We start from the raw sequence: 19,709 nt of genomic DNA on the forward strand, positions 1-19,709 counted from the left end.
TTTTTTCACTGGAGCGGTTCATGGCATTCCTCGCAGGCAAACGCGCCCTCATCATCGGACTGGCGACCGAGCGGTCCATCGCCTACGGCATCGCTCAGGCCATGAAGCGTGAAGGCGCGGAACTGGCGTTCAGCTATCAGGAACGCTTCAAGGATCGCGTCGAAGGCATGGGCAAGGAGTTCGGCGCGGCGTCCGTGTTCGAAATGGATGTGGCCAGCGACGAGAGCATCGCCGCCGGTTTCGAAGCTCTCAAGAAGAGCTGGGACAAGCTCGACATCATCGTCCATGCCGTGGCCTTCGCGCCGTCCGATGCGATTCGCGGCGGCTTCGTCGAATCGACGACGCGTGAGAACTTCCGCATCGCGCACGACATCTCCAGCTACAGCCTGACCGCCGTCATCAAAGCGGCCGAGCCGATGCTCGAAGGCCGCGCCGGCTCCATCCTCACCCTCACCTACCTCGGCGCCGTGCGTTCGCTGCCGAGCTACAACGTGATGGGCCTCGCGAAGGCGAGCCTGGAAGCGGGTGTGCGTTTCCTCGCCGCCGACCTCGGCCCGAAGAACATTCGCGTCAACGGCATTTCCGCCGGTCCGATCAAGACGCTCGCGGCCGCCGGCATCGGTGGCTTCCGCAAGATGCTGAGCCACGTCGCGTCGATCGCGCCGCTGCGCCGGAATGTCACGACCGAAGACGTGGGCAACACTGCAGCGTTCCTCGCCTCAGATCTCGCGGCCGGCATCACCGGCGAGATCATCTATGTCGACGCCGGCTTCAGCACCGTCGGCATGTCCTTCCCGGAAGGCGATTGATATCTCTCAAATGAAAAACGCCGCGGCTTCTGACGAAGACCGCGGCGTTTTTTTGCCTCGACATCGCCGGCGACTGCCCCTGCCGCAACGACGACCAGTTTGATTGCCGACCTTTCCTCTCCAAGCCGACGACCGGCTTGATTGCCGACCTTTCCTCTCCGAGCCGGCGATCAGCGTCTAAAAATTCAACGCGGCTGCGTTATTCGAAGACCTTGTCGTTGCGCACGATGTCCGCGTTGCGCTGAGCTTCGTCGACGTACGCCGTCAACTCTTCATTGCCCGCTCGCACTTCGGCCTGACGGCGACGCGCCGTACGTTCCTGCGCCGGCTCCTTGTCCGCCTCGCCGCTACGAACCTGCGAGACCGCCACCACCGCGTAGTTGCCATCGTCCGTGGTGACGCCAGTGACATACGGCTTGGCTTCGGAAAACTCCGACTTCGACGCCTGGAACACCGAGCGCAGCACCGCGGGCGGCGCAATCGAATCATCGCGGGTGACGAAGCGCTTGCCGACCGGCTTCAATCCCAGCGCGCTCAACGACTCCCAGCTCTCGCCCTTCTGCAGACGAGCCACCGCATCCGCACCCTTCGCAGCCGCGGCTTCGCGCGCCGCCTGCGAACGCAGACGCGCTTCGATCTGACCGCGAACTTCCGCCAGCGGACGCGGCTCAGCTTCCTTGTGAGCAGTGACGCGCAACACCACCGCCTTGTCCTCGCCAACCGCAACCAGCGGGCTGTTCTGCCGGCGATCCAGCACGTCTTCGCTGAACGCCGCGTCGATCACGCCCTTGTCGGCGCCGAACTCACCGCCGCCTTCGCGAGTGAAACCTTTGATGTCATGGAGCTGCAGGTTCATCGACTTCGCCACCGTATCGAGTTCGGTCAGCGCCGCGAACGCCGCGTCGGCCATCTTCTGCGAATCGTCGTAGAAGGCCGTCTGTGCCTTGTCCTTGCGGAACTCCGCTTCGACCTCGGCGCGCGCCTCATCGAAGGTCTGCTGACGACCGGCTTCGACATTCTCCAACTGCAGCACGTGGTAGCCGAACTGGGTCTTCACCGGGCCGCGGATCTCACCGGGCTTCATGCTGAACAGCGCATCTTCGAACGGACCGACGAACATGCCCTTCTGCGCCCAGCCCAGATCGCCGCCCTGCGCGGCCGAGCCCGGATCCTTGGAGTTCTGCTTCGCGAGCTGCGCGAAGTCGGCACCGCCCTTGGCCTTGTCGGTCAGCTCCTGCGCCTTCTTTTGAGCAGCGGCATCGTCGAGGCCGTCGGTCGCGGTGATGAGGATGTGACGCCCCTTGCGACGCTCAGGCGAGGTGAAGCGGTCCTTCACCTGCTCGAAATGCTCCTTCAACGCCTGCTCGCTGACATCGACCTTGGATTCCGCCTGCTCGCGCGTCAGCTCGATGTACTGCAGATCCACCGTCTCGGGCAGCAGGAAGTCCTTGCTGTTCTGCTCGTAGAACTTCTGGATCTGCTCATCGGTCACGGTCACCGACGGCAGGAAGTCGTTCGCTGCGATCAGCACGTAATCGACTTCGCGCTGCTGTTTCTCCAACGCGTAGCGCCGGTCGAGCTCGTAAGGCACGGCGAACGCCGAGTCCACCACACCCTTCTGCAACTGTTCCAGCAACAGATCGCCCTGCAGCTGCGACTCGAAGCGCGCCTCGGTCAGGCCGTTCTGCCGGAGCAGGCCGTTGTAACGGTCCGCGTTGAACTTGCCCTCGACCTGGAACTCGGGAATTTCCATCACGCGCCGGGCCAGTGCCTCGTCGCTGACCTTGTAGCCGAAGTCGTTGGCCCGCTGCGTGAGCAGCGTCTGCTGGATGTACTGATCGAGGATGGCCTTCTGCTGAGCCTTGGCCATCTCCGGCGGCAGTTCGTTACGCAGCATCTGCTGCAACTGGGACTGCCGGCGCTGCCAGGCCTGACGCACGGTTTCCACCGGAATGCGCTCGCCGTCCACCTTGGCCGCGAACGCGGCGTTGGTCGACTGGAAGTCGATCCCCCAGAACACGAACACGACGCCAATGGCACCGAGGAACAGTCCGGCGACCCAGCCGGTGATCTTGTCGCGGATGGTTTGTAGCATGTGACGGGCGGGTTTGGTCCCTAAGCGATTGATTCCGAACGACTTGCCGGGCGCGCCATACGGCCGGGGGCCGCGATAGTAACACGTACTTTATTTAGCGGCGGAGCGGCGGGCCGATGAATACCGGATCTGACAGCGATCGCAAAAGAAAGTGCGCCGGTGGGTGGTGCCCAGGTGGGCGCGATGCAGTTTGATCTCACAGCGCGGACACACGCCTTTGTTGTGGACCAGCCAGTGCTGCCTCAGCACGAACGCCCGCTTCCATTCCAGGAACTGGAAGCTGTAGATCCGCGCCTCCTCCACCATCTTGCGCAGCCTGGCGGGCGGTAGCGCGCCGACCTTGGAGCACGGATGCACGTGGATCCGAAACAGCACCTCGTTCTTGATGATGTTGCCGACGCCGGCGAACACGTTCTGATCCAGCAGTGCATCGCAGACCAGCGTCTGCGGCATGGCGCGCAACTTCTTGCGGGCAGCGGCGGCATCCCATGAAGCCGACATGACATCGCCGCCCCAGTCGTACGTGTCGTCGAGATTGCCTTCGATGTATCGAACCGCGCAGTTGTAGAAGTTCAGCTCCTGCCCGCGCGCGAAGCGCAAGCCGAGACGAATCGGCTTAGCCGGCTTGCGTTCGTTGATGCAGTAACGACCGAACATCAAGAGATGAATCCGGATCGTGAAGGCGGGAAACTCGATCAGGAAATGTTTGCCCCAGGTGCGCAACGACACGATGCGCTGACCGGCGAGGCGCGACTTGTCGATCTTCGAGTTGCCTTCGGCGGCAAGCACGCGCTTGCCTTTGAATATCTGCGCCTGCTCACGCAGGATGACCAGCGACGGACCTTCAGGCATGACTTTCCAATCCGGCGTGACGGGCGACGTCGCCCGCCTCTCACGCGTCATGGAAATAATCAATCCAGCACGCCAAGGTTCCTCATGTATCGTTGCGGACTGCCGCAGCGGCGCGTGCTTGCTCAGTGCTCCAGCCGCGCGTGTGGTCCAAGCGTCGCGCCGACGAATCCTCCTGCGACCTCGGTGCTCAGAATGGAGCCGTCATCGTTCTTCAGCAGCGGCTGCCAGCCGCGGGCATCGTAGTAGAACGAATACTCACGGCCTTCGCCGGTGATCTTCAGCTTGATGTCACCCGTCGATTTCAGCGTCGCGGCCGCCAGCTGCTGTGTCGTCGCGCCATTCTGCTTTTCCAGAAAAACCTGCACGGCATCGCCGTCTCGGCGCGCGCCCAGGAAGTACCAATGCTGGCCGTTTTGAAAGGCCGCGATGCCGGCCGCCACGCCCGGCTCCTTCGGCAAGCGCAGCGACGTGCCGGCTTCGAAGGCGAGATGTTGCTGCCGTCGGCCCAGGTAAGCGGGGTTGGCTTTGCCATCGAGACGCTCATCGGTGGGTGCGACGTTCAAACGACCGGGTTCACTCGCGAGATCGAACCACTGTCGCTTCGGCGCGCGCACTTGCAGCCAGGCCGGATTCAACTCGCGGCGGTCGAACTCATCGCGCCAGGTGAAATTGCCGGTCAGCGGCGCGACGTCGCGATTGGCATTGGGAAGCTTCGGCGCAGTCGCGATATGAGGAATGGGCCTGCCCTGTTCCAGAATCACCGGCCAATCGTTCTTCCAGGTCACGGGCAGCAGATAGGTCTCGCGACCGGTGTGATAATTCACGCCGTCATACGGCCGCGAGCCCAGCAACGTCGCCCACCACGTGCCATCGGGCGCTTCCACCAGGTCCGCATGACCGGCGTTGATGACGGGATTCGCGCGCTCCTTCGGTAAATCCCGCTGCGTCAGAATCGGATTGTTCTCATACGGAGCATACGGTCCCCACACCGCTCTGGAGCGCAGGATCACTTCGGAATGATTCACGCTCGTGCCGCCTTCGGCACACATGAGGTAATACCACTCGCCCCGTTTGAACAGATGCGGCCCTTCGATCCAGACCGGTTGCTTGGAAATATCCACTCCGCCATTCAACAACACACGGCGTGGACCGATCAGCTTCATCCGCTGCAGATCGAATTCCTGCATCCAGATCGCACGATGACCGTCATATTTCGGCGGCTCGGGTGGCACGCCATTGTTGAGCACGTACGCCTTGCCGTCTGCATCCACGAACAATGACGGATCGATACCGTCGATCTCGGCAAGCCAGACTGGATCCGACCACGGCCCCGCGGGGTTCTTCGCGGTGCTGATGAAGTTGCCGCCGCTGTCCACCAGCGTGTTCAGCACATAGAACACGCCGTCGTGATGATGAATCGCCGGCGCGAACACGCCTCGCGAAATCCCCAAGCCGTCGAAGCGCAATTGCGACGGCCGCTCGAGCACGTGACCCAACAGCCGCCAGTGCACCAGATCGCTGCTTTCGAACACGGGAATGCCGGGGAAATAGCCGAACGTCGAGTTCACCAGATAAAACTTCCCGCCGACGCGAGTGACGCTCGGGTCGGGATAGAAGCCGGCGAGGATGGGATTGCGATAGCTGCCGGCCGGCAGCGGCGATTCGAACACCGCATCCTTGCCCGTGTATTCGAACCAATCGAACGAAACCGTCGGCGCGCTGCCCTGTCGTTCCAGACGCGGTGCGGCCTGTGCAACGGAGAAGAATGCGGCGAGAAGGACCAGGACCCAGGCCATGCCGCGAGCGCCTCCCCCTCGACAGAAATCAGAACCGCTTTTGTATGAGTTAAGTATTCAACGGGCGTGCGCGCCTTGTCAAACCTGGGTCACGCGCAGGTTCGCTTTTCAGTCCTTCGCACCGAACCTGATGGCATTGCGCGCGCGGGCCCGCTCCGCCTCAATCTCGCGATTCTTCGGCTCGGCATGGGTGGTCATCGACTGGATCAAGGTGCGCGCGGCGGCGGCAACCTCCGCCACCGCGCGCTCGAAGGCCGCTTCATTGGCCTTCGATGGAATGGTGAACCCGCTGAGCTTGCGAACGAATTGCAGGGATGCGTCGTGAATCTCGCTGTCCGTGGCTGGCGGCTCGAAATTGAACAGGGTTTTGATGTTCCGACACATGCCGCACTCCGTCACAAACTGAACAACATCTCGAAACCGCCGAAAATCATGCGCCTTGCATCGATCGGCATTTCCTCGAACATGGCCTTCATGCGCGGATCTTCCATCACTTTCGCATTGACCGCATCGCGCTGCTGACGCGATTCATAGGTGATCCAGGAAAAGATCACGGTCTCCTCGGGCTTCACCTGCACGGCGCGCGGGAACGACGTGAGCTCGCCATAAGGAACATCGTCGGCGACGCATTCGACGTAACTCAAGGCGCCATGGCTCTTCCAGACCTCGCCACAGATCCGGGCCTTCTCTTTATAAACCTGCACCTGGTCCTTCGGCACGGGCACTACGAAACCGTCTACATAGGCCATCGGGGCTCTCCTGTCGGTGAATCTCACCTCGAGGACGTGCCGGCCAGGCAGGTTCCGACACTCGCTTTGACATTTTGTTGCGCCACGCCTTTGTCAGCCAAAAGTCAACTGCCTTGACGGGACATGGACCACGACGAAACGGCATGCGAGCCTGCGCGCATCCTACTACCCGTGCAGGAACCCCCATGAAGAAAGCGTGCGCGTTAGTGCTGCTCACCTGTGCCGGCACCTCGCTGGCCCTGGCCCAGGGCATCGAAGGCGAGAAGTGGAAGGTCACCAACCAGATGCAGATGGGCGGCATGTCCATGCCCGGCCAGACCTCCGAAATCTGCAAACAGCCCGGCGACGATTCGGCGCCGGTCCGCACCGACGACTCGTGTCAGATCTACGACAACAAGCGCGTCGGCAACGTGCAGAGCTTCAAAATGCGTTGTACCGGCGAGAATGCCGCCGAGGGCTCGGCGCAGCTCACCTACATGGGCCCCGATCACTACAAGGGCAAGATGGAAATCACCAGCGGCGGCGAGACCATGGTGATGAACTACGAAGGCCAGAAGGTCGGCAAGTGCGACGGCAGCGAAGTCAACTTCATGGCCAAGAAAATCCAGGCCGACGCCGAGCGCCAGCAGAAGCTCGCCGAGCAACAGATGAAACAGCGCTGCCACGAAATGGCCGCCGAAGCGAACGATCCTTTCTTCCTCGCTCAGTGCAAGGATCCCGCGGACAAGCGCACCTACTGCGACGCCGTGCGCAAGCCCGAGAACTTCCGTCGTCTCTCCCAGCAGGAACGCCGCGCCGCTCGCTTCAACCCGAATGATGCACGAGCCAAGCCGCTCACCGAGTCGGCACGAGCCTGCGGCTTCTCGCTCGAGCAGGAACGCGATTCGATGTGCAAGCTCGCCGAGCAGAAGAACGATCTGAACTACATCGCGACCGAATGTCCGACCCTGGCCGCGGGCCTCGCGGCTCAGCAGTGTGCCGGCCGTCGCTATACCGCGATCAACGAGCGTTATCGCAGCTTCTGTTCCGAGTACGCCAGCAACCAGGACGAGCAGCGGCGCCAGTCGCGTGCTGGCGGCGAATCTGCGCAAATGGATCCAACGGAGCAGCAGGCGCAGGAACAGCCGCAGGATCCGGAACAGCCTGCGACCACCGGCGAGAAGGCCAAGGGTCTGTTCAACAAGGGCAAGAAGGCGCTGGGTGGCCTGTTCTCGAACTGACAATCGTCACATCGCGCGCCGATCATGGAGGCAAGCCGTTGTCTCCGTGGCCGGCGCGTTGACATTGACGCTCACCTCGCCCCTGTACGCAGAGACGCCGGATCCCTACCCCTCGGCGGCACGCAGCTATCTGCTCGTACTCGATCAGCAACCGCTGTGGCAACGAGCGCCGAGCCAGCGACTGCAGCCCGCCTCGCTCGCGAAGTTGCTCACCGCACTCGTCGTTCTCGATTCGGATTGGAATGCGGAACGATGGATCGCTGTCAGCAAGTACGCCGCCAGCGTCCCGCCTTCCCGGCTCGGTCTGAAGGAAGGCGAGCAGATCACGGCGGGGGCGGCGCTGGCCGCCATGCTGATTCGTTCCGCCAACGACGCGTGCCGTACTCTCGTCGAGAGCGTCACGTCCGATCTCACCGTGTTTCGTTCGCGCATGAAAGCGCGTGCCGCCCGGCTCGGCATGAGCGATTCGAACTTCGTGGATCCGTGCGGCTTCGACGCGCCCGGCCAGTTCACCACGGCCAATGATTTACTGAAGCTCGCTCGCGCCGCGCGGGCGCAGCCGCTCGTGGCCCATCTCACCGCGCTGCCCGAAGCACAGCTGACGACTCGTGCCGGACGCACCCTCAAGTTTCTGAGCACCAACGCGCTGCTCGGGCGCCTGCAAGGCACCGAAGGCCTGAAGACCGGCAATACCTCGCAGGCCGGACAATGTTTGATCGCCTACGTGCGCCGTCAGAATCACGACGTCTGGCTGGTCATGCTGGGCGGCACGGAGCGATGGTGGCTGGCGCACGGAATGATCGAAGATGCGTTCGGCTCCCTCCTTGCGAACTGACACGAACATTCCCTGGCTCGCGCTGCTGCCGGCCCTGGCCGTGGTGGTGCTGTGGTGGCCGTCGCTCTGCGCGAGCTTTCAGTTCGACGATTGGAACGTCATCGTCAACGAGCCGCGCGTGCACTCGCTGGCCGCGTGGTGGCAATCGATGCCGGGCATCCGCCCGCTGCTGAAACTCAGCTACGCCTCGAATCTCACGCTCGGTTCGGATCCGATCGGCTTCCGCATCGTGAACGTCCTGATTCACGCGTTGAGTGCGACGCTGGTGGGGTCGCTGCTTCGAACCCGCGGACTGCGTGCCGGCCTGTCTGAATCGAGCGCATCGCAGGCCGCTCTACTGGCCGCACTGCTGTTCGCCTTGCATCCTGTGCAGACCGAGGCCGTCACATACATCTCCGGACGCTCCAGTTCACTCGCAGCGTGTTTGTGTTTGCTCAGTGTGTATTGCTGGGTTCGTAGCGAGGACAGCAAGCGAGGTTCGGCCTGGCTCGCGAGCTGCTGCGCATGTTTCGCACTGGCGGTCGCGACCAAGGAAACGGCACTGGTCCTGCCGCTCGCGCTGCTGCTCTACTCCGCCGATCGCCCGTGGTCGCAAACGCTGAAGCGCGTGACCCCCTTGCTCGTGCTCATGGCGGTCATGCTGGTGGCCGCGTTGAGCCTGCCGACCTATCGACGCCTGCTCGCCGTGAGCCTCGACACCCGCACGATCGGCGAGAACCTGCTGACACAGTCACGCGCCCTCCTCTATCTGGCCGGCCAGCTGATCCGCATTACGAATGGCAATGCCGATCCACAACTCCCCGTCATCAGCTCCCCGGCGGATTGGCTCAGCGCGCTTCTGTGCGTCGCTTGGGCAATCATCGGCGTCGGAGCATTGCTCAACGTTCGCACGCGGCCCGTGGGAGCGTTCGCGGCGTTGTGGTTTCTGCTGTGGCTGGCACCGACGAACTCGCTCTTGCCGCGCCTCGATGTGGCCAACGATCGTCAGCTATATCTGGCGATGATCGGACCGGCCTGGTGGCTGGCCGTACAGCTCACGTCGTGGCCCCGAGCTGTGCTGCGTCCGATGCTCATCGCTGTCGTGCTGGTCGCGCTGAGCTGGGCCACGTATCAGCGCAATCAGATCTACCAGACCGAAATCGCCTTCTGGGAAGACACCGCCGCTCGCAATCCCGACAACGCCCGCGCCGCGAACAACCTTGGCATGGCCTATGCGATCGAGTGTCGCTTTCAGGATGCCGAAACCGAGTTCGAGCGAGCCGTCGCATTGAGCGCCGATGATTATTACTCACGCATCAATCTGATCCTGCTGCGCAAGGGGCTGCTGCCCGGTGTCGATCGCAAACGCTGCCGGCACGCCACCTACAACTGACGTCGTCGGGAACATCCCGCCTCGTGCTTGCGTCATTGCTCTGTCCACGAGCATGCGAGCAAGGGTTGGAAATGCCTCCGTCCGTCGATCCCAACGAGATCGCCAGTTCCGAAGCGAATCGGGGACGACTGGCACAGCGACCGGTGGAAATCGCCTGGCGCGGCTGGTGGGATGTGATCTGGCGGGTGCAAGCTCAGCTGGACGCCGACAATGTGTCCATCGTTGCTGGCGGGCTCGCGCTGTTCGCGCTCCTGGCGGTCTTTCCGAGTCTCGCGGCCGCCGTCGCCATTTACGGCATCGTGGCTTCGCCCGAGGCCATCGCTGCTCAGATCCAATCGTTCAGCGGCATGCTGCCCACCGCGACCCTGGAAATTCTGCAGAACCAGCTGCAGAACCTGGTCACTCAGCGCAATGAGACACTCAGCATCGGCGTCGTGATCGGCATCCTGGTTGCGATGTGGAGCGCGCGCAAAGGCATGGTCGCGCTCATCACTGCCGTGAATGTGGCGTACAACGAGCACGACCGCCGCTCGTTCCTGCAGCGACTGCTGCTGTCTTTCACATTCACGGTTTGTGGCGTGCTCGGGTTCGTGGTGATGGTGCTGATCGGCGTCGCCGTCCCCATCGTGCTCGCATTCATTCCTTTGGGCACAGCGACGCAGTGGGTGTTGCTCGGTGTGCGCTGGCTGCTGCTGTGGATCGTCGCGGCGTTTGCCCTGTCGGTGCTATATCGTTTCGCGCCTCATCGCACGCGTCCGCGTTGGGAATGGGTCAATGCCGGTTCCATCATCGCCGCGACGTTGTGGCTGCTCGGCGGTGCCGTGTTCGCGATCTACGTTCGCAACTTCGATTCGTTCGGCCAGGCGTATGGCGCGATCGGCGGCGTGGTCGTGATGTTGATGTGGTTTTATGTGTCCGCGTACGTCGTGATCCTCGGCGCGGAGATCAACTCCGAGCTCGAGCGACAGACGGTGCACGACACGACCGTCGGTCCGGTCAAACCCATCGGCGAGCGCGGCGCGTTCTCGGCCGACACGGTCGGCCCGCGCGGCTGGGAATGGAAGCGCACCAGGCATTGAGCGATCAATAACGATATGTAATGTGCCCGGCCGGCCGGCTGGCGGCCAACCTGCTATGCTCCCGCCCGACTCGAACAACGACGACTGAAGGGAAAGCGGGTGAGTTCCGATTCGCGATTGAGCCGGGCGCTGTGGGGCGCCTCGCTCGCCATGCTGGCCACCCACAGCCAGGCCGGCATCAATACCTGGACCACCAACGGTCCTCCGGGCGGCATTTTTCACGACGTTCGGGCCAGCTCGAGCGACGCCAACGTCTTCTACGCAACCTACGGCAGCAGCGTGCATCGCTCGACCGACGGCGGTGTCCACTGGACCACCCTTCGGGATTTCGCCAGCCAGGCCAACACCCTCGCGGTCGATCCCACCGACGGCAATCGGCTGTACGTCGCCGTCATCGACGACGGCCTGTTTCGCTCCGACGATGGCGGCCAGAGTTTCGTGCAAGTGGCGTTGCCGGGCTCCGGCATGTGGGGCGTTGGCACCAACGGCGCGACCACCTACTACGCCATGCAGAATCAGGTCTATCGCAGCGTGGATCGTGGCCAGTCCTGGTCGCAGGCGACGACCACTGCCCTCGCCTACACGCCGAGCAAATTCGTCGTCGATCCGCAGAACGGCGACGTGCTCTACTCTTTCAGTGAGCCCAAGGCCGCTCGCAGTATCGATGGCGGCGTCACGTGGTCGGAGGCCGAAATAAATCCGGGCTCCACCACCACCAAAATTTATGACATCGCGCGGCTGTCGGCGACCCAGCTCATCGTCGCGGCCAACGATGGTCTGTATGTTTCCAACGATCGCGGCGACACCTGGAATCGCACCGCCAGCGGCTCCTTCCTCGCCGTCGCCGTCGATCCGTCGACGCCGGGCCGAGCCGTTGCCACGAGCCGCACCACCGCGCCGCTGCTACTGACGACGGACCATGGCGCGACCTGGACGACCTTCGGCAACCTGCCCGTTCTCAGATTCGAAGGCGCGAGCTTCGCCGCCAACACGCCCTCCCGCATCGTCATTCTCGGACAGCAGGGCGCGCTATATACAAACGACAATGCGTTGAACTGGACCGAAGCGGCGCTCTCACCCGCCGCGTCTCATCCGACGCAATTCGCCACCACGCCCGCCGCGAGCTCCAAGGTCTACACCTATACCGCGAATACCGGCGGCGGACTGTTTGCAACCAGCGGCGACACCGGTTGGCAGCGGCTGAATCTGGCGGCGGCGCAAGCGTTGAATCCGAGCGCCGAATTTGGCGAGGCCAGCCTCGCGGTCAAGCCGGGCGCGCCGGACTCGATCTTTTTCGGCGTGTTCAATCGCGGCGTGTTCCGTTCGACGGATGGCGGACAATCGTGGACCGCGCCCAACACGGACCTCGCAGGCTTTGCCGCCAAAGTATTCGCGTTCGATCCGCAGGATGCGAACACGATGTACGTCAGCGTTTCCCCAGCCTCCTCGGCACCCGCTGCGGGAATCTATCGCAGCACCGATGGCGGTGTGACGTGGTCGCCTCACAGCACCGATCTTCCCCCGGATCTGCTCAGCACGGATCTGCAGATCGATCCCGCCGATCCCACACGGATGTTCCTGGGCGTTTCACAAGGGAACGAGCCCGGCAGTCCGGGCGGCCTGTATCGCTCGACCGATCGCGGCCTCACCTGGGCTCAGTCATTCAATGGCCGGGACGTGAACAGCGTCGCGATCGATCCCTCCGACTCGGCACGCATGTACGTTGCGACGGAGAATGGTCTGCGGGTCAGCAACGACGGCGGCAGTTCCTTTTTCTCGAATACGGCGTTCAGCGCCATCACCAATAAATCGGCGAACAACGTCGTCATCGATCCGGTGGTGCCGACGACGCTCTACGTCGCGAGCCTCGATCCCTACTCGCCCGGCATGAAAGAGTCGTCCTGGATTCTTCGCTCGGTGGACGCGGGCGATACCTGGGAAGTCCTCCGTAGCGCTGCGGACGCCGGCGGCCCGTGGTATGTCGACCGACTCGCGCTCGATCCCAATCATCCGACGTTGCTCTATGCCGGCACCAGCCTGCGTGGCGCGGCCACGCTGGAAATCGCTCCGGACCTGCATGTCGAGATCAGCGATCACAGCGGTTCGCGGCCCAGAGGCGCGGAATCAACCTTCAACGTGCGCGCCGTCAACAACGGCCCCTATAGCGCAACGGTCGTGAAACTCTCGACCACCTTACCGGCCGGATTGACGAATGTGAGCATCACCGCCGATCGCGGCACATGCTCGATGACGACGTGCACGGTGCCCGTGCTCGGAGTCGGTGAGGCCGTGAACGCAGTTGTGAGATACACGACGCCCACAGCTGCTCTCTTCCTTCCCGTGACCGCGACCGTGACGGCACACGAGAACGACTACGTCGCGGGCGACAACTCGGCTCGAGCATCAGCGGTCGCCGGTGACGCAGGCGATCTCGGCATCACCATCGCCCCCTCCACCAGCAGTGTCACGCAAGGAAGTAACGTCACTTACACCGTGACGGTGACGAACCATGGCGCGACGAGCTCGGCCGAAGGCACGCTCGATTTTCGTCTGGGCTCGGGCTTCACATTGAGCACGCTACCCGGTGGCTGTAGCGCGGCCACGGGCGGTGCGACTTGCACTCTGGAGACACTTGCGACAGGCGCATCGCGAGTGTTCACATTCACCGCGGTGGCGACCAACGCCGGCTCGGTCGAAGCTACGGCGAATGTGATATTCGGCCCGACCACCGCCGACACCAACCCTGCGGACAATGTCGCGACCAGTTCGGTCACCGCGACGAGCGCCCCCTCGGGCGGCGGTAACCCGAGCAGTGGCGGCCATAGCGGCGGTGGCGGTGGTGGCGCGATGAATCTCGCGGCGCTGCTCGGTGGATTGCTTCTGCTCTTCTTCCGCCGGCGCTCGATGCGCGCGTAATTTGCTAGTCTCCGGTTACTTCTTGTTCCGGGAGTAACTCATGACTCAGCACACCCGCCCCTTCGGCCGCACTGGCTGGAACATTGCCGACATCGGCTTCGGCGCGTGGGCCATCGGTGGCTCGTGGGGCGACGTCGATGAAGCTCAGGCGCGCGACGCACTTCGAGCGGCACTGGAAGCCGGAACGAATTTCATCGACACCGCCGACGTCTACGGCGACGGTCGCTCCGAGCGCATCATTCGCGATGTATTGAAAGGCTGGCAGGGTCCGCGTCCCATCGTCGCGACCAAGGCCGGCCGTCGTCTGTCACCGCACGTCGCCGACGGCTACCACCGCAAGAATCTCGAAGCCTTCATCGATCGCAGCCTGCAGAACCTCGGCGTCGAGACGCTCGACCTCGTGCAGCTGCATTGTCCGCCCACCGAGGTGTACTACCGCCCCGAGGTCTTCGAAGCACTCGATGCGCTGGTGATCGTCGGCAAGCTTCGCTACTACGGTGTGTCGGTGGAGAAAGTCGAGGAGGCGCTCAAGGCCATCGAGTATCCGGGCGTTACCTCGGTGCAGATCATCTACAACCTGTTCCGCCAGCGTCCCGCTGAATTGTTCTTTCGCGAAGCCGCGGCTCGCAACGTGGCCGTCATCGCGCGAGTGCCGCTGGCCAGCGGCCTGCTCACCGGCAAGTTGACGCGCGACTCGCAGTTCGCGCCCGACGATCATCGCAATTTCAATCGTCACGGCGAGGCCTTCGACGTGGGCGAGACGTTCGCAGGCGTGCCGTACGAAGTCGCACTCGAGGCTGTCGAGAAGATTCGTCCGCTGGTGCCGCAGGGCGTGTCGATGGCGGCATTCGCTCTGCGCTGGATTCTGATGAACGACGCCATCTCGGTCGTCATTCCCGGCGCCAGATCGCCGGCGCAGGCGCTGGCGAACGCGGCCGCAACCGAAGTTGCGTCATTGTCCCCAGAAACAATGCAGGCGCTGCGCTCGATGTACGAGCAGAGCATCGCCCGCCACGTTCACCATCGCTGGTGACGTTACGCCGCCAGCACGCCTTTCGCTTTCGCGGTGTGAGTCGCGATCAGATCCATCAACGTCGGCGACAGGCAGTCGTACGGAGTCAGGCCCAGCTCGTTCAGACGCGAGCGCACCGCGCTCATGCCGTCCGGCTTGTAACCCGACTCGATGATGGAGGACACGAACGCCGCGAATTCCGGCGCCGCCCAGCCCTGATCGCTGGACAGCTCGGTGTGTACGAAGTCGAAGCCATAGAACGGATGGTTCTTGTTTTCGATGCGACCGTACATGTGCACGCCGCAGCCGGTGCAGGCATGACGTTGAATCGCCGCCGACGTGTCGACGACCTTCAGCTTCTGTTCGTTGGCCGTGACTTTGAGCTTGTCGCGGGGAATGACCGCGACCATGGAGAAGGTCGCGCCTTCCGGCTTCCAGCACTTGGTGCAGCCGCAGACGTGATTGAAGGCAACGTCGCCCGCCAGCTGCACCGTCACCTGATTGTCCTTGCACTTGCAAACCAGCGTGCCCCCCGCGAAGCCCGATTTGCCGGCTTTAACGCCGCCATCCACGGACGGATGAATTTTCAAAGCGCTCATGTGGATACCCTCAGTCGTTGTTGATCGAATCCTCAGAAGATCGCGACGCTACGAATCGACTCGCCCTTGTGCATCAGATCGAACGCCTCGTTGATGCGCTCGATCGGCATCTGGTGCGTGATCAGCTCGTCGATCTTGATCTTGCCCTCCATGTACCAGTCGACGATCTTCGGCACGTCGGTGCGGCCCCGCGCGCCACCGAACGCCGTGCCTTTCCACACACGGCCCGTCACCAGCTGGAACGGACGCGTGCGGATCTCCTGCCCGGCCCCCGCCACGCCGATGATCACCGACACGCCCCAGCCGCGATGACAGCACTCCAGCGCCTGACGCATCAGATCGACATTGCCGACGCACTCGAAGCTGTAATCGGCGCCGCCATCGGTGACATTCACCAGATGTGCCACCAGGTCGCCGCCGACCTCTTTCGGATTCACAAAATGCGTCATGCCGAACTCCTCGGCGAGCTTCACGCGGCCGGGATTGATGTCGACGCCGACGATCTTGTTGGCGCCGGCGAGCCGGGCGCCTTGAATCACATTCAAGCCGATGCCGCCCAGGCCGAACACGACCACGTTGGCGCCCACCTCGACTTTGGCGGTGTTGATCACGGCACCGATGCCGGTCGTGACACCGCAGCCGATGTAACAAACCTTGTCGAACGGCGCGTCCTCGCGGATCTTCGCCAGCGCGATCTCGGGCAGCACCGTGAAGTTCGCGAACGTGGAGCAACCCATGTAGTGATGGATCATCTCCTTACCGACCGAGAAACGGCTGGTGCCGTCGGGCATCACCCCTTTGCCCTGCGTGGCGCGAATCGCCGTGCACAGATTGGTCTTGCGCGACAGACACGATTTGCACTGACGGCATTCGGGCGTGTACAGCGGAATGACGTGATCGCCCTTCTTCAGCGTCGTCACGCCCGGCCCGACATCGACCACGACGCCGGCGCCCTCGTGACCGAAAATCACCGGGAACAACCCTTCAGGATCCGCGCCCGAGCGCGTGAACTCGTCGGTGTGACAGATGCCGGTGGCCTTGATCTCCACCAGCACCTCGCCGGCACGGGGCCCGTCGAGATCCACGGTGGTGACTTCGAGCGGCTTGCCTGCGGCATACGCGATTGCGGCTTTGACTTTCATACTCACTCCACGGATGGATTCACTTGACCTTGCCGCTGGCATCCAGCAGTGGCACGCGATAGCTCGCCAGGATCTCGTCGATCCTGGCCTGGTGCGTGTCGATCCAGTTGTCGAGCACGCCCTGCCATTGTTTTTCGCCAAAGCGCACGCCCATGGCGATTTCGTAATCGAAACGGATCTGCGGGTCCGGTAGAAAAGGCACGGCGCGCCACTCGGCCTGTTGCGACGACGCCGTGTGTCGCTGTACCAGATACGCAGCCATCGGCCCCCACAGGATGGCGACGTCGATTTTTCCGTCGCCCAGGTCCCGTTCGATGATGTTTGCGGGATTCTCGTGCACATCGCCGCTCTGCGGCGCGTAGGCGACCGCTTGCTCGATCAACCCATGACGTAGCAGCCAGTCCGAGCCGGGCGAGCGACTGAAGACGCCGAAACGCAACGCCTTCAGCTTCTCCGGCGGCAGCTTCAACAGATCGTCCGCCGTCTGCACGCTGCCCTGTTTCGCCAGATCGGGGAACAGCAGCGCATACGTCGAGCGCATGTAGGGCCGCGTCGTGGCGGTGAGCTCGTAACCCTTCGGCACGCCGATGATCACATCGCATTTGAATTGTTGAGTGGCCTCGTCGCGCTGACGCAGCGTGTTGCGAACGAAGCCCATGCGCTGGGGAAAGAAAGTGTATTCGACACGACGGCCCAGATCGCTCGCCAACGCTTCGGCGATCTTGTTCTCATAGCCCTCGCCGCGCTGATTGGACAACGGCAGGTTGTCCGGATCGGCGCAGACCCGCAGCACGGAGTCGGGCTGACCGGTCGCCGCCGCACCCGTTGCGACGAGCGACAGCAGGAGACAGACCAGCCCGGTCGTGCCCGTGAGCCTGCTATTCCATCGGATACAGGTGACCAGGCTGGATCTTGCCATCGGAGCGACCTTTCAAGTACGCGTACAGGCCTTCCCAGTTCTTGTTGACCATGGCGCTGCCGCTAAAGGGCGGCATGCCTTTCTCGGGTCGGCCGTTCATGATGGTGGTGTGGAAGTCTTCCTTGCTGAGCTTCTTCAACGACTCCACCAGCGCCGGCCCGACCAGTCCTTCCTGTTGAGCGCCGTGGCAGCGCTCGCAAGCGAGCGCGCGCCACGTCTTCCAGCCGTCCAGTGTTTTCGCATCGACTTTGTTGCCATCTTTCACCTGGTAGGGAGCACCCGCCGCGGGTGCGTCGTTGGCACTCGTGCACACCGCGGCGATGCTCAAAGCCAGGAACCCGATCGACCACGTCGCGACCCTCACTTTCGATGAGCTCATTTTCAATGAGCTCACTTCAACGCGGTCGTGGCCGAGCCCGTGTTGTCCGGCAGGCCGAAGACGAACAACGAGCCGCCGAGCGTCGTGTATTTCGCCAGGTCCTTGTAACCGCCCACCGCGCCGAGGCCTTCGGTGGATTCGGTCAGACCCGCGGCCATGCCGATGCCGGCCCAACCGCCGATGCCGGAGTACACGCCGACGTACTGTTTGCCGCCATACTCATACGTGAACACGTTGCCGATGATTCCGGAGGGCGTCTTGAACTTCCACAGCTCCTTGCCGTCCTTCGGCGAGACCGCTTTGATATAACCCTCCAGCGTGCCGTAGAACACCACGTCGCCGGCGGTCGTGAGCGCGCCCGACCACACCGAGAAACGCTCCGGCTTCGACCACATGATCTTGCCCTGCGCCGGATCCCACGCGATGAAGTTGCCCATGCCGCCGTGACTGCCCGGCGTCGGATACATGGTCAGCGTCGCGCCGACGAATGGCTGCCCCGCCGTGTACTCGACCTGGAAGGGCTCGTAGGTCATGCACACGTGATTGGTCGGCACCATGACCATACCGCTCTTGCGATCGTAGCTGGCGGGCTGCTGGTCCTTGGTACCGAGCGCGGCCGGGCAAATGTCTTTCACATTCACGTCCGGTCCGGTGGTGCCCGGCGAATATTTCTTATCGACGATGGGGCGGCCGGTCTTCATGTCGACCTTGGTGGCCCAGTTCACCGTCGGATCATATTTTTCGGCCACCAGCAGCTCGCCGGTATCGCGGTTCAAGGTATAGCCGAAGCCGTTGCGATCGAAGTGCACCACCGCCGGCACTTTCTGGCCCTTGATGTTCACATCGATCAGCAGCATCTCGTTGACGCCGTCGTAGTCCCATTCGTCGTGCGGCGTCATCTGATACACCCACTTGGCCATGCCGGTGTTCAGATCGCGGGCGAAGATGGTCATGGACCATTTGTTGTCGCCCGGCCGCTGCGAGGGGTTCCAGGTGCCTGGATTGCCGCTGCCGTAATAGACCAGATTCAATTTCGGGTCATAGGCATACCAGCCCCAGGTGGTGCCGCCGCCGAGCTTCCATTGATCGCCCTTCCAGGTCTTGATCGAGGAGTCGGCGCCGACCGGTGCCATCTTGCCGTTGGTCCAGGTCATGGTCTTGGCCGGATCGAGCAGGATCTCTTTATCCGGGCCGGTGCTCCACGCGGTCCATTTCTTCTTGCCGGTGGCGAGATCGTAGGCGATCAGGCGGCCGCGCACGCCGAACTCACCGCCGGAGATGCCGGTGATCACCGTGTCCTTGAACACGTGCGGCGCGTTGGTGTTGGTCTCGCCGATCTTCGGATCGCCGTTCTTCGCGCTCCACAGCACCTTGCCGGTGTTCGCGTCGAGCGCCACCAGCGTCGTGTCGGCCTGTTGCAGCAGAATCTTGCCGTCGCCGTAAGCGAGACCGCGGTTCACGGTGTCACAGCACATCACTGGGACAACCGACGTGTCCTGCTTGGGCTCATACTTCCATTTGTAGGATTGGTCCTTCAGATTCACTGCGAACACGTTGTTCGGAAATGGCGTGTGGATGTACATGGTGTCGCCGATGACCAGAGGCGATCCCTCGTGGCCACGCAACACGCCGGTGGACATCGTCCATGCCACTTGCATGCGACCAACGTTACTGGCGTTGATCTGTTTCAATTCGCTGTAGCGATGATTGGCGTAGTCGCCGGCCTGGGCGGCCCAGTTCGACGACTTACTCATGGCCTGTTCCACATCCGCGGCCGAAGCCAATGTGACGGTGGACGAGGCAGCCACCAGCAGGATCAAGCGTTGCTGACGTTTCATGTTCAATCCCCCGAGACTGACCGAAATTTTTTGTTGGCGGCCGTTGGCGCGTCGCATGCACAATCATGCTTCACACCAACTTCATTCCACCTCCGCG

Annotated in this window: 17 protein-coding genes; 7 read left to right on the plus strand and 10 right to left on the minus strand. The window is 62.8% G+C overall.

Translation table 11 applies throughout. From position 1 onward, the window contains the following. The first annotated feature begins 20 nt into the window (after nucleotides 1-20). Complete coding sequence (locus EKO19_RS17720) at nucleotides 21-809, plus strand: enoyl-ACP reductase FabI (RefSeq protein WP_129777789.1); 789 nt, start codon at nucleotides 21-23, stop codon at nucleotides 807-809. Nucleotides 810-1,008: 199 nt separating this feature from the next. Here EKO19_RS17720 and EKO19_RS17725 read toward each other — a convergent pair whose 3' ends face one another. The 5 genes from EKO19_RS17725 to EKO19_RS17745 all read right to left on the minus strand — a co-directional run bounded on the left by EKO19_RS17725 (nucleotide 1,009) and on the right by EKO19_RS17745 (nucleotide 6,301). Next, complete coding sequence (locus tag EKO19_RS17725) at nucleotides 1,009-2,904, minus strand: SurA N-terminal domain-containing protein (protein ID WP_129777790.1); 1,896 nt, start codon at nucleotides 2,902-2,904, stop codon at nucleotides 1,009-1,011. Between the two features lie 90 nt (nucleotides 2,905-2,994). After that, nucleotides 2,995-3,807, minus strand: a complete 813-nt coding sequence (locus EKO19_RS17730; protein ID WP_217705423.1) for a DNA-formamidopyrimidine glycosylase family protein — start codon at nucleotides 3,805-3,807, stop codon at nucleotides 2,995-2,997. Between the two features lie 71 nt (nucleotides 3,808-3,878). Continuing rightward, a complete protein-coding gene (locus EKO19_RS17735) occupies nucleotides 3,879-5,552 on the minus strand; it encodes a glycoside hydrolase family 43 protein (protein WP_129777791.1) in 1,674 nt (557 codons plus the stop codon). Nucleotides 5,553-5,660: 108 nt separating this feature from the next. Beyond that, the gene (locus EKO19_RS17740; RefSeq protein ID WP_129777792.1) at nucleotides 5,661-5,936 is read right to left on the minus strand and encodes a DUF2277 domain-containing protein; all 276 of its coding nucleotides are present in this window, start codon (nucleotides 5,934-5,936) and stop codon (nucleotides 5,661-5,663) included. Nucleotides 5,937-5,947: 11 nt separating this feature from the next. Continuing rightward, nucleotides 5,948-6,301, minus strand: a complete 354-nt coding sequence (locus EKO19_RS17745; protein ID WP_129777793.1) for a DUF1428 domain-containing protein — start codon at nucleotides 6,299-6,301, stop codon at nucleotides 5,948-5,950. Nucleotides 6,302-6,486: 185 nt separating this feature from the next. On the opposite strand from EKO19_RS17745, the gene EKO19_RS38325 reads away from it, so the two are divergent. The 6 genes from EKO19_RS38325 (at nucleotide 6,487) to EKO19_RS17770 (ending at nucleotide 14,756) form a co-directional block, all read left to right on the plus strand. Beyond that, nucleotides 6,487-7,521, plus strand: a complete 1,035-nt coding sequence (locus EKO19_RS38325) for a DUF3617 domain-containing protein (protein WP_157995312.1) — start codon at nucleotides 6,487-6,489, stop codon at nucleotides 7,519-7,521. Nucleotides 7,522-7,567: 46 nt separating this feature from the next. Continuing rightward, the gene (locus EKO19_RS17750; protein ID WP_157995313.1) at nucleotides 7,568-8,356 is read left to right on the plus strand and encodes a D-alanyl-D-alanine carboxypeptidase family protein; all 789 of its coding nucleotides are present in this window, start codon (nucleotides 7,568-7,570) and stop codon (nucleotides 8,354-8,356) included. Further along, on the plus strand, nucleotides 8,328-9,728 hold the full coding sequence (locus EKO19_RS17755; RefSeq protein ID WP_129777795.1) for a glycosyltransferase family 39 protein: 1,401 nt from the start codon (nucleotides 8,328-8,330) through the stop codon (nucleotides 9,726-9,728). Before EKO19_RS17750 ends, EKO19_RS17755 begins: the two co-directional genes overlap by 29 nt. A 71-nt stretch (nucleotides 9,729-9,799) precedes the next feature. Continuing rightward, entirely contained in the window at nucleotides 9,800-10,807 is a 1,008-nt protein-coding gene (locus EKO19_RS17760; RefSeq protein ID WP_129777796.1) for a YihY/virulence factor BrkB family protein, read from the plus strand. A 99-nt stretch (nucleotides 10,808-10,906) separates the two neighbouring features. Then, the gene (locus EKO19_RS17765; RefSeq protein WP_129777797.1) at nucleotides 10,907-13,723 is read left to right on the plus strand and encodes a CARDB domain-containing protein; all 2,817 of its coding nucleotides are present in this window, start codon (nucleotides 10,907-10,909) and stop codon (nucleotides 13,721-13,723) included. 40 nt (nucleotides 13,724-13,763) lie between these two features. After that, the gene (locus tag EKO19_RS17770; RefSeq protein ID WP_129777798.1) at nucleotides 13,764-14,756 is read left to right on the plus strand and encodes an aldo/keto reductase; all 993 of its coding nucleotides are present in this window, start codon (nucleotides 13,764-13,766) and stop codon (nucleotides 14,754-14,756) included. A 2-nt stretch (nucleotides 14,757-14,758) separates the two neighbouring features. On the opposite strand, the gene gfa is transcribed toward EKO19_RS17770, so the two are convergent. From gfa to EKO19_RS17795, 5 genes are read right to left on the minus strand one after another with little or no spacing between them, the layout of a single operon-like run. Beyond that, nucleotides 14,759-15,334: an S-(hydroxymethyl)glutathione synthase gene (gene gfa / locus EKO19_RS17775; protein ID WP_129777799.1), complete on the minus strand. Its 576-nt coding sequence runs from the start codon at nucleotides 15,332-15,334 to the stop codon at nucleotides 14,759-14,761. Between the two features lie 32 nt (nucleotides 15,335-15,366). Further along, a complete protein-coding gene (locus EKO19_RS17780; RefSeq protein WP_129777800.1) occupies nucleotides 15,367-16,476 on the minus strand; it encodes an S-(hydroxymethyl)glutathione dehydrogenase/class III alcohol dehydrogenase in 1,110 nt (369 codons plus the stop codon). Nucleotides 16,477-16,495: 19 nt separating this feature from the next. Next, complete coding sequence (locus EKO19_RS17785) at nucleotides 16,496-17,395, minus strand: substrate-binding domain-containing protein (RefSeq protein ID WP_129777801.1); 900 nt, start codon at nucleotides 17,393-17,395, stop codon at nucleotides 16,496-16,498. Further along, nucleotides 17,355-17,774 carry a c-type cytochrome gene (locus tag EKO19_RS17790; protein WP_129777802.1) on the minus strand — a complete coding sequence of 140 codons (420 nt, stop codon included), beginning with the start codon at nucleotides 17,772-17,774 and terminating at the stop codon, nucleotides 17,355-17,357. The genes EKO19_RS17785 and EKO19_RS17790 overlap by 41 nt, the downstream gene beginning before the upstream one ends. Before the next feature lie 11 nt (nucleotides 17,775-17,785). After that, nucleotides 17,786-19,612 carry a methanol/ethanol family PQQ-dependent dehydrogenase gene (locus EKO19_RS17795; protein ID WP_129777803.1) on the minus strand — a complete coding sequence of 609 codons (1,827 nt, stop codon included), beginning with the start codon at nucleotides 19,610-19,612 and terminating at the stop codon, nucleotides 17,786-17,788. Nucleotides 19,613-19,709 lie beyond the last annotated feature (97 nt).

Origin of the sequence: Peristeroidobacter soli (genome assembly GCF_004138485.1) — a bacterium.
Classification (GTDB): Bacteria; Pseudomonadota; Gammaproteobacteria; order Steroidobacterales; family Steroidobacteraceae; genus Steroidobacter; species Steroidobacter soli.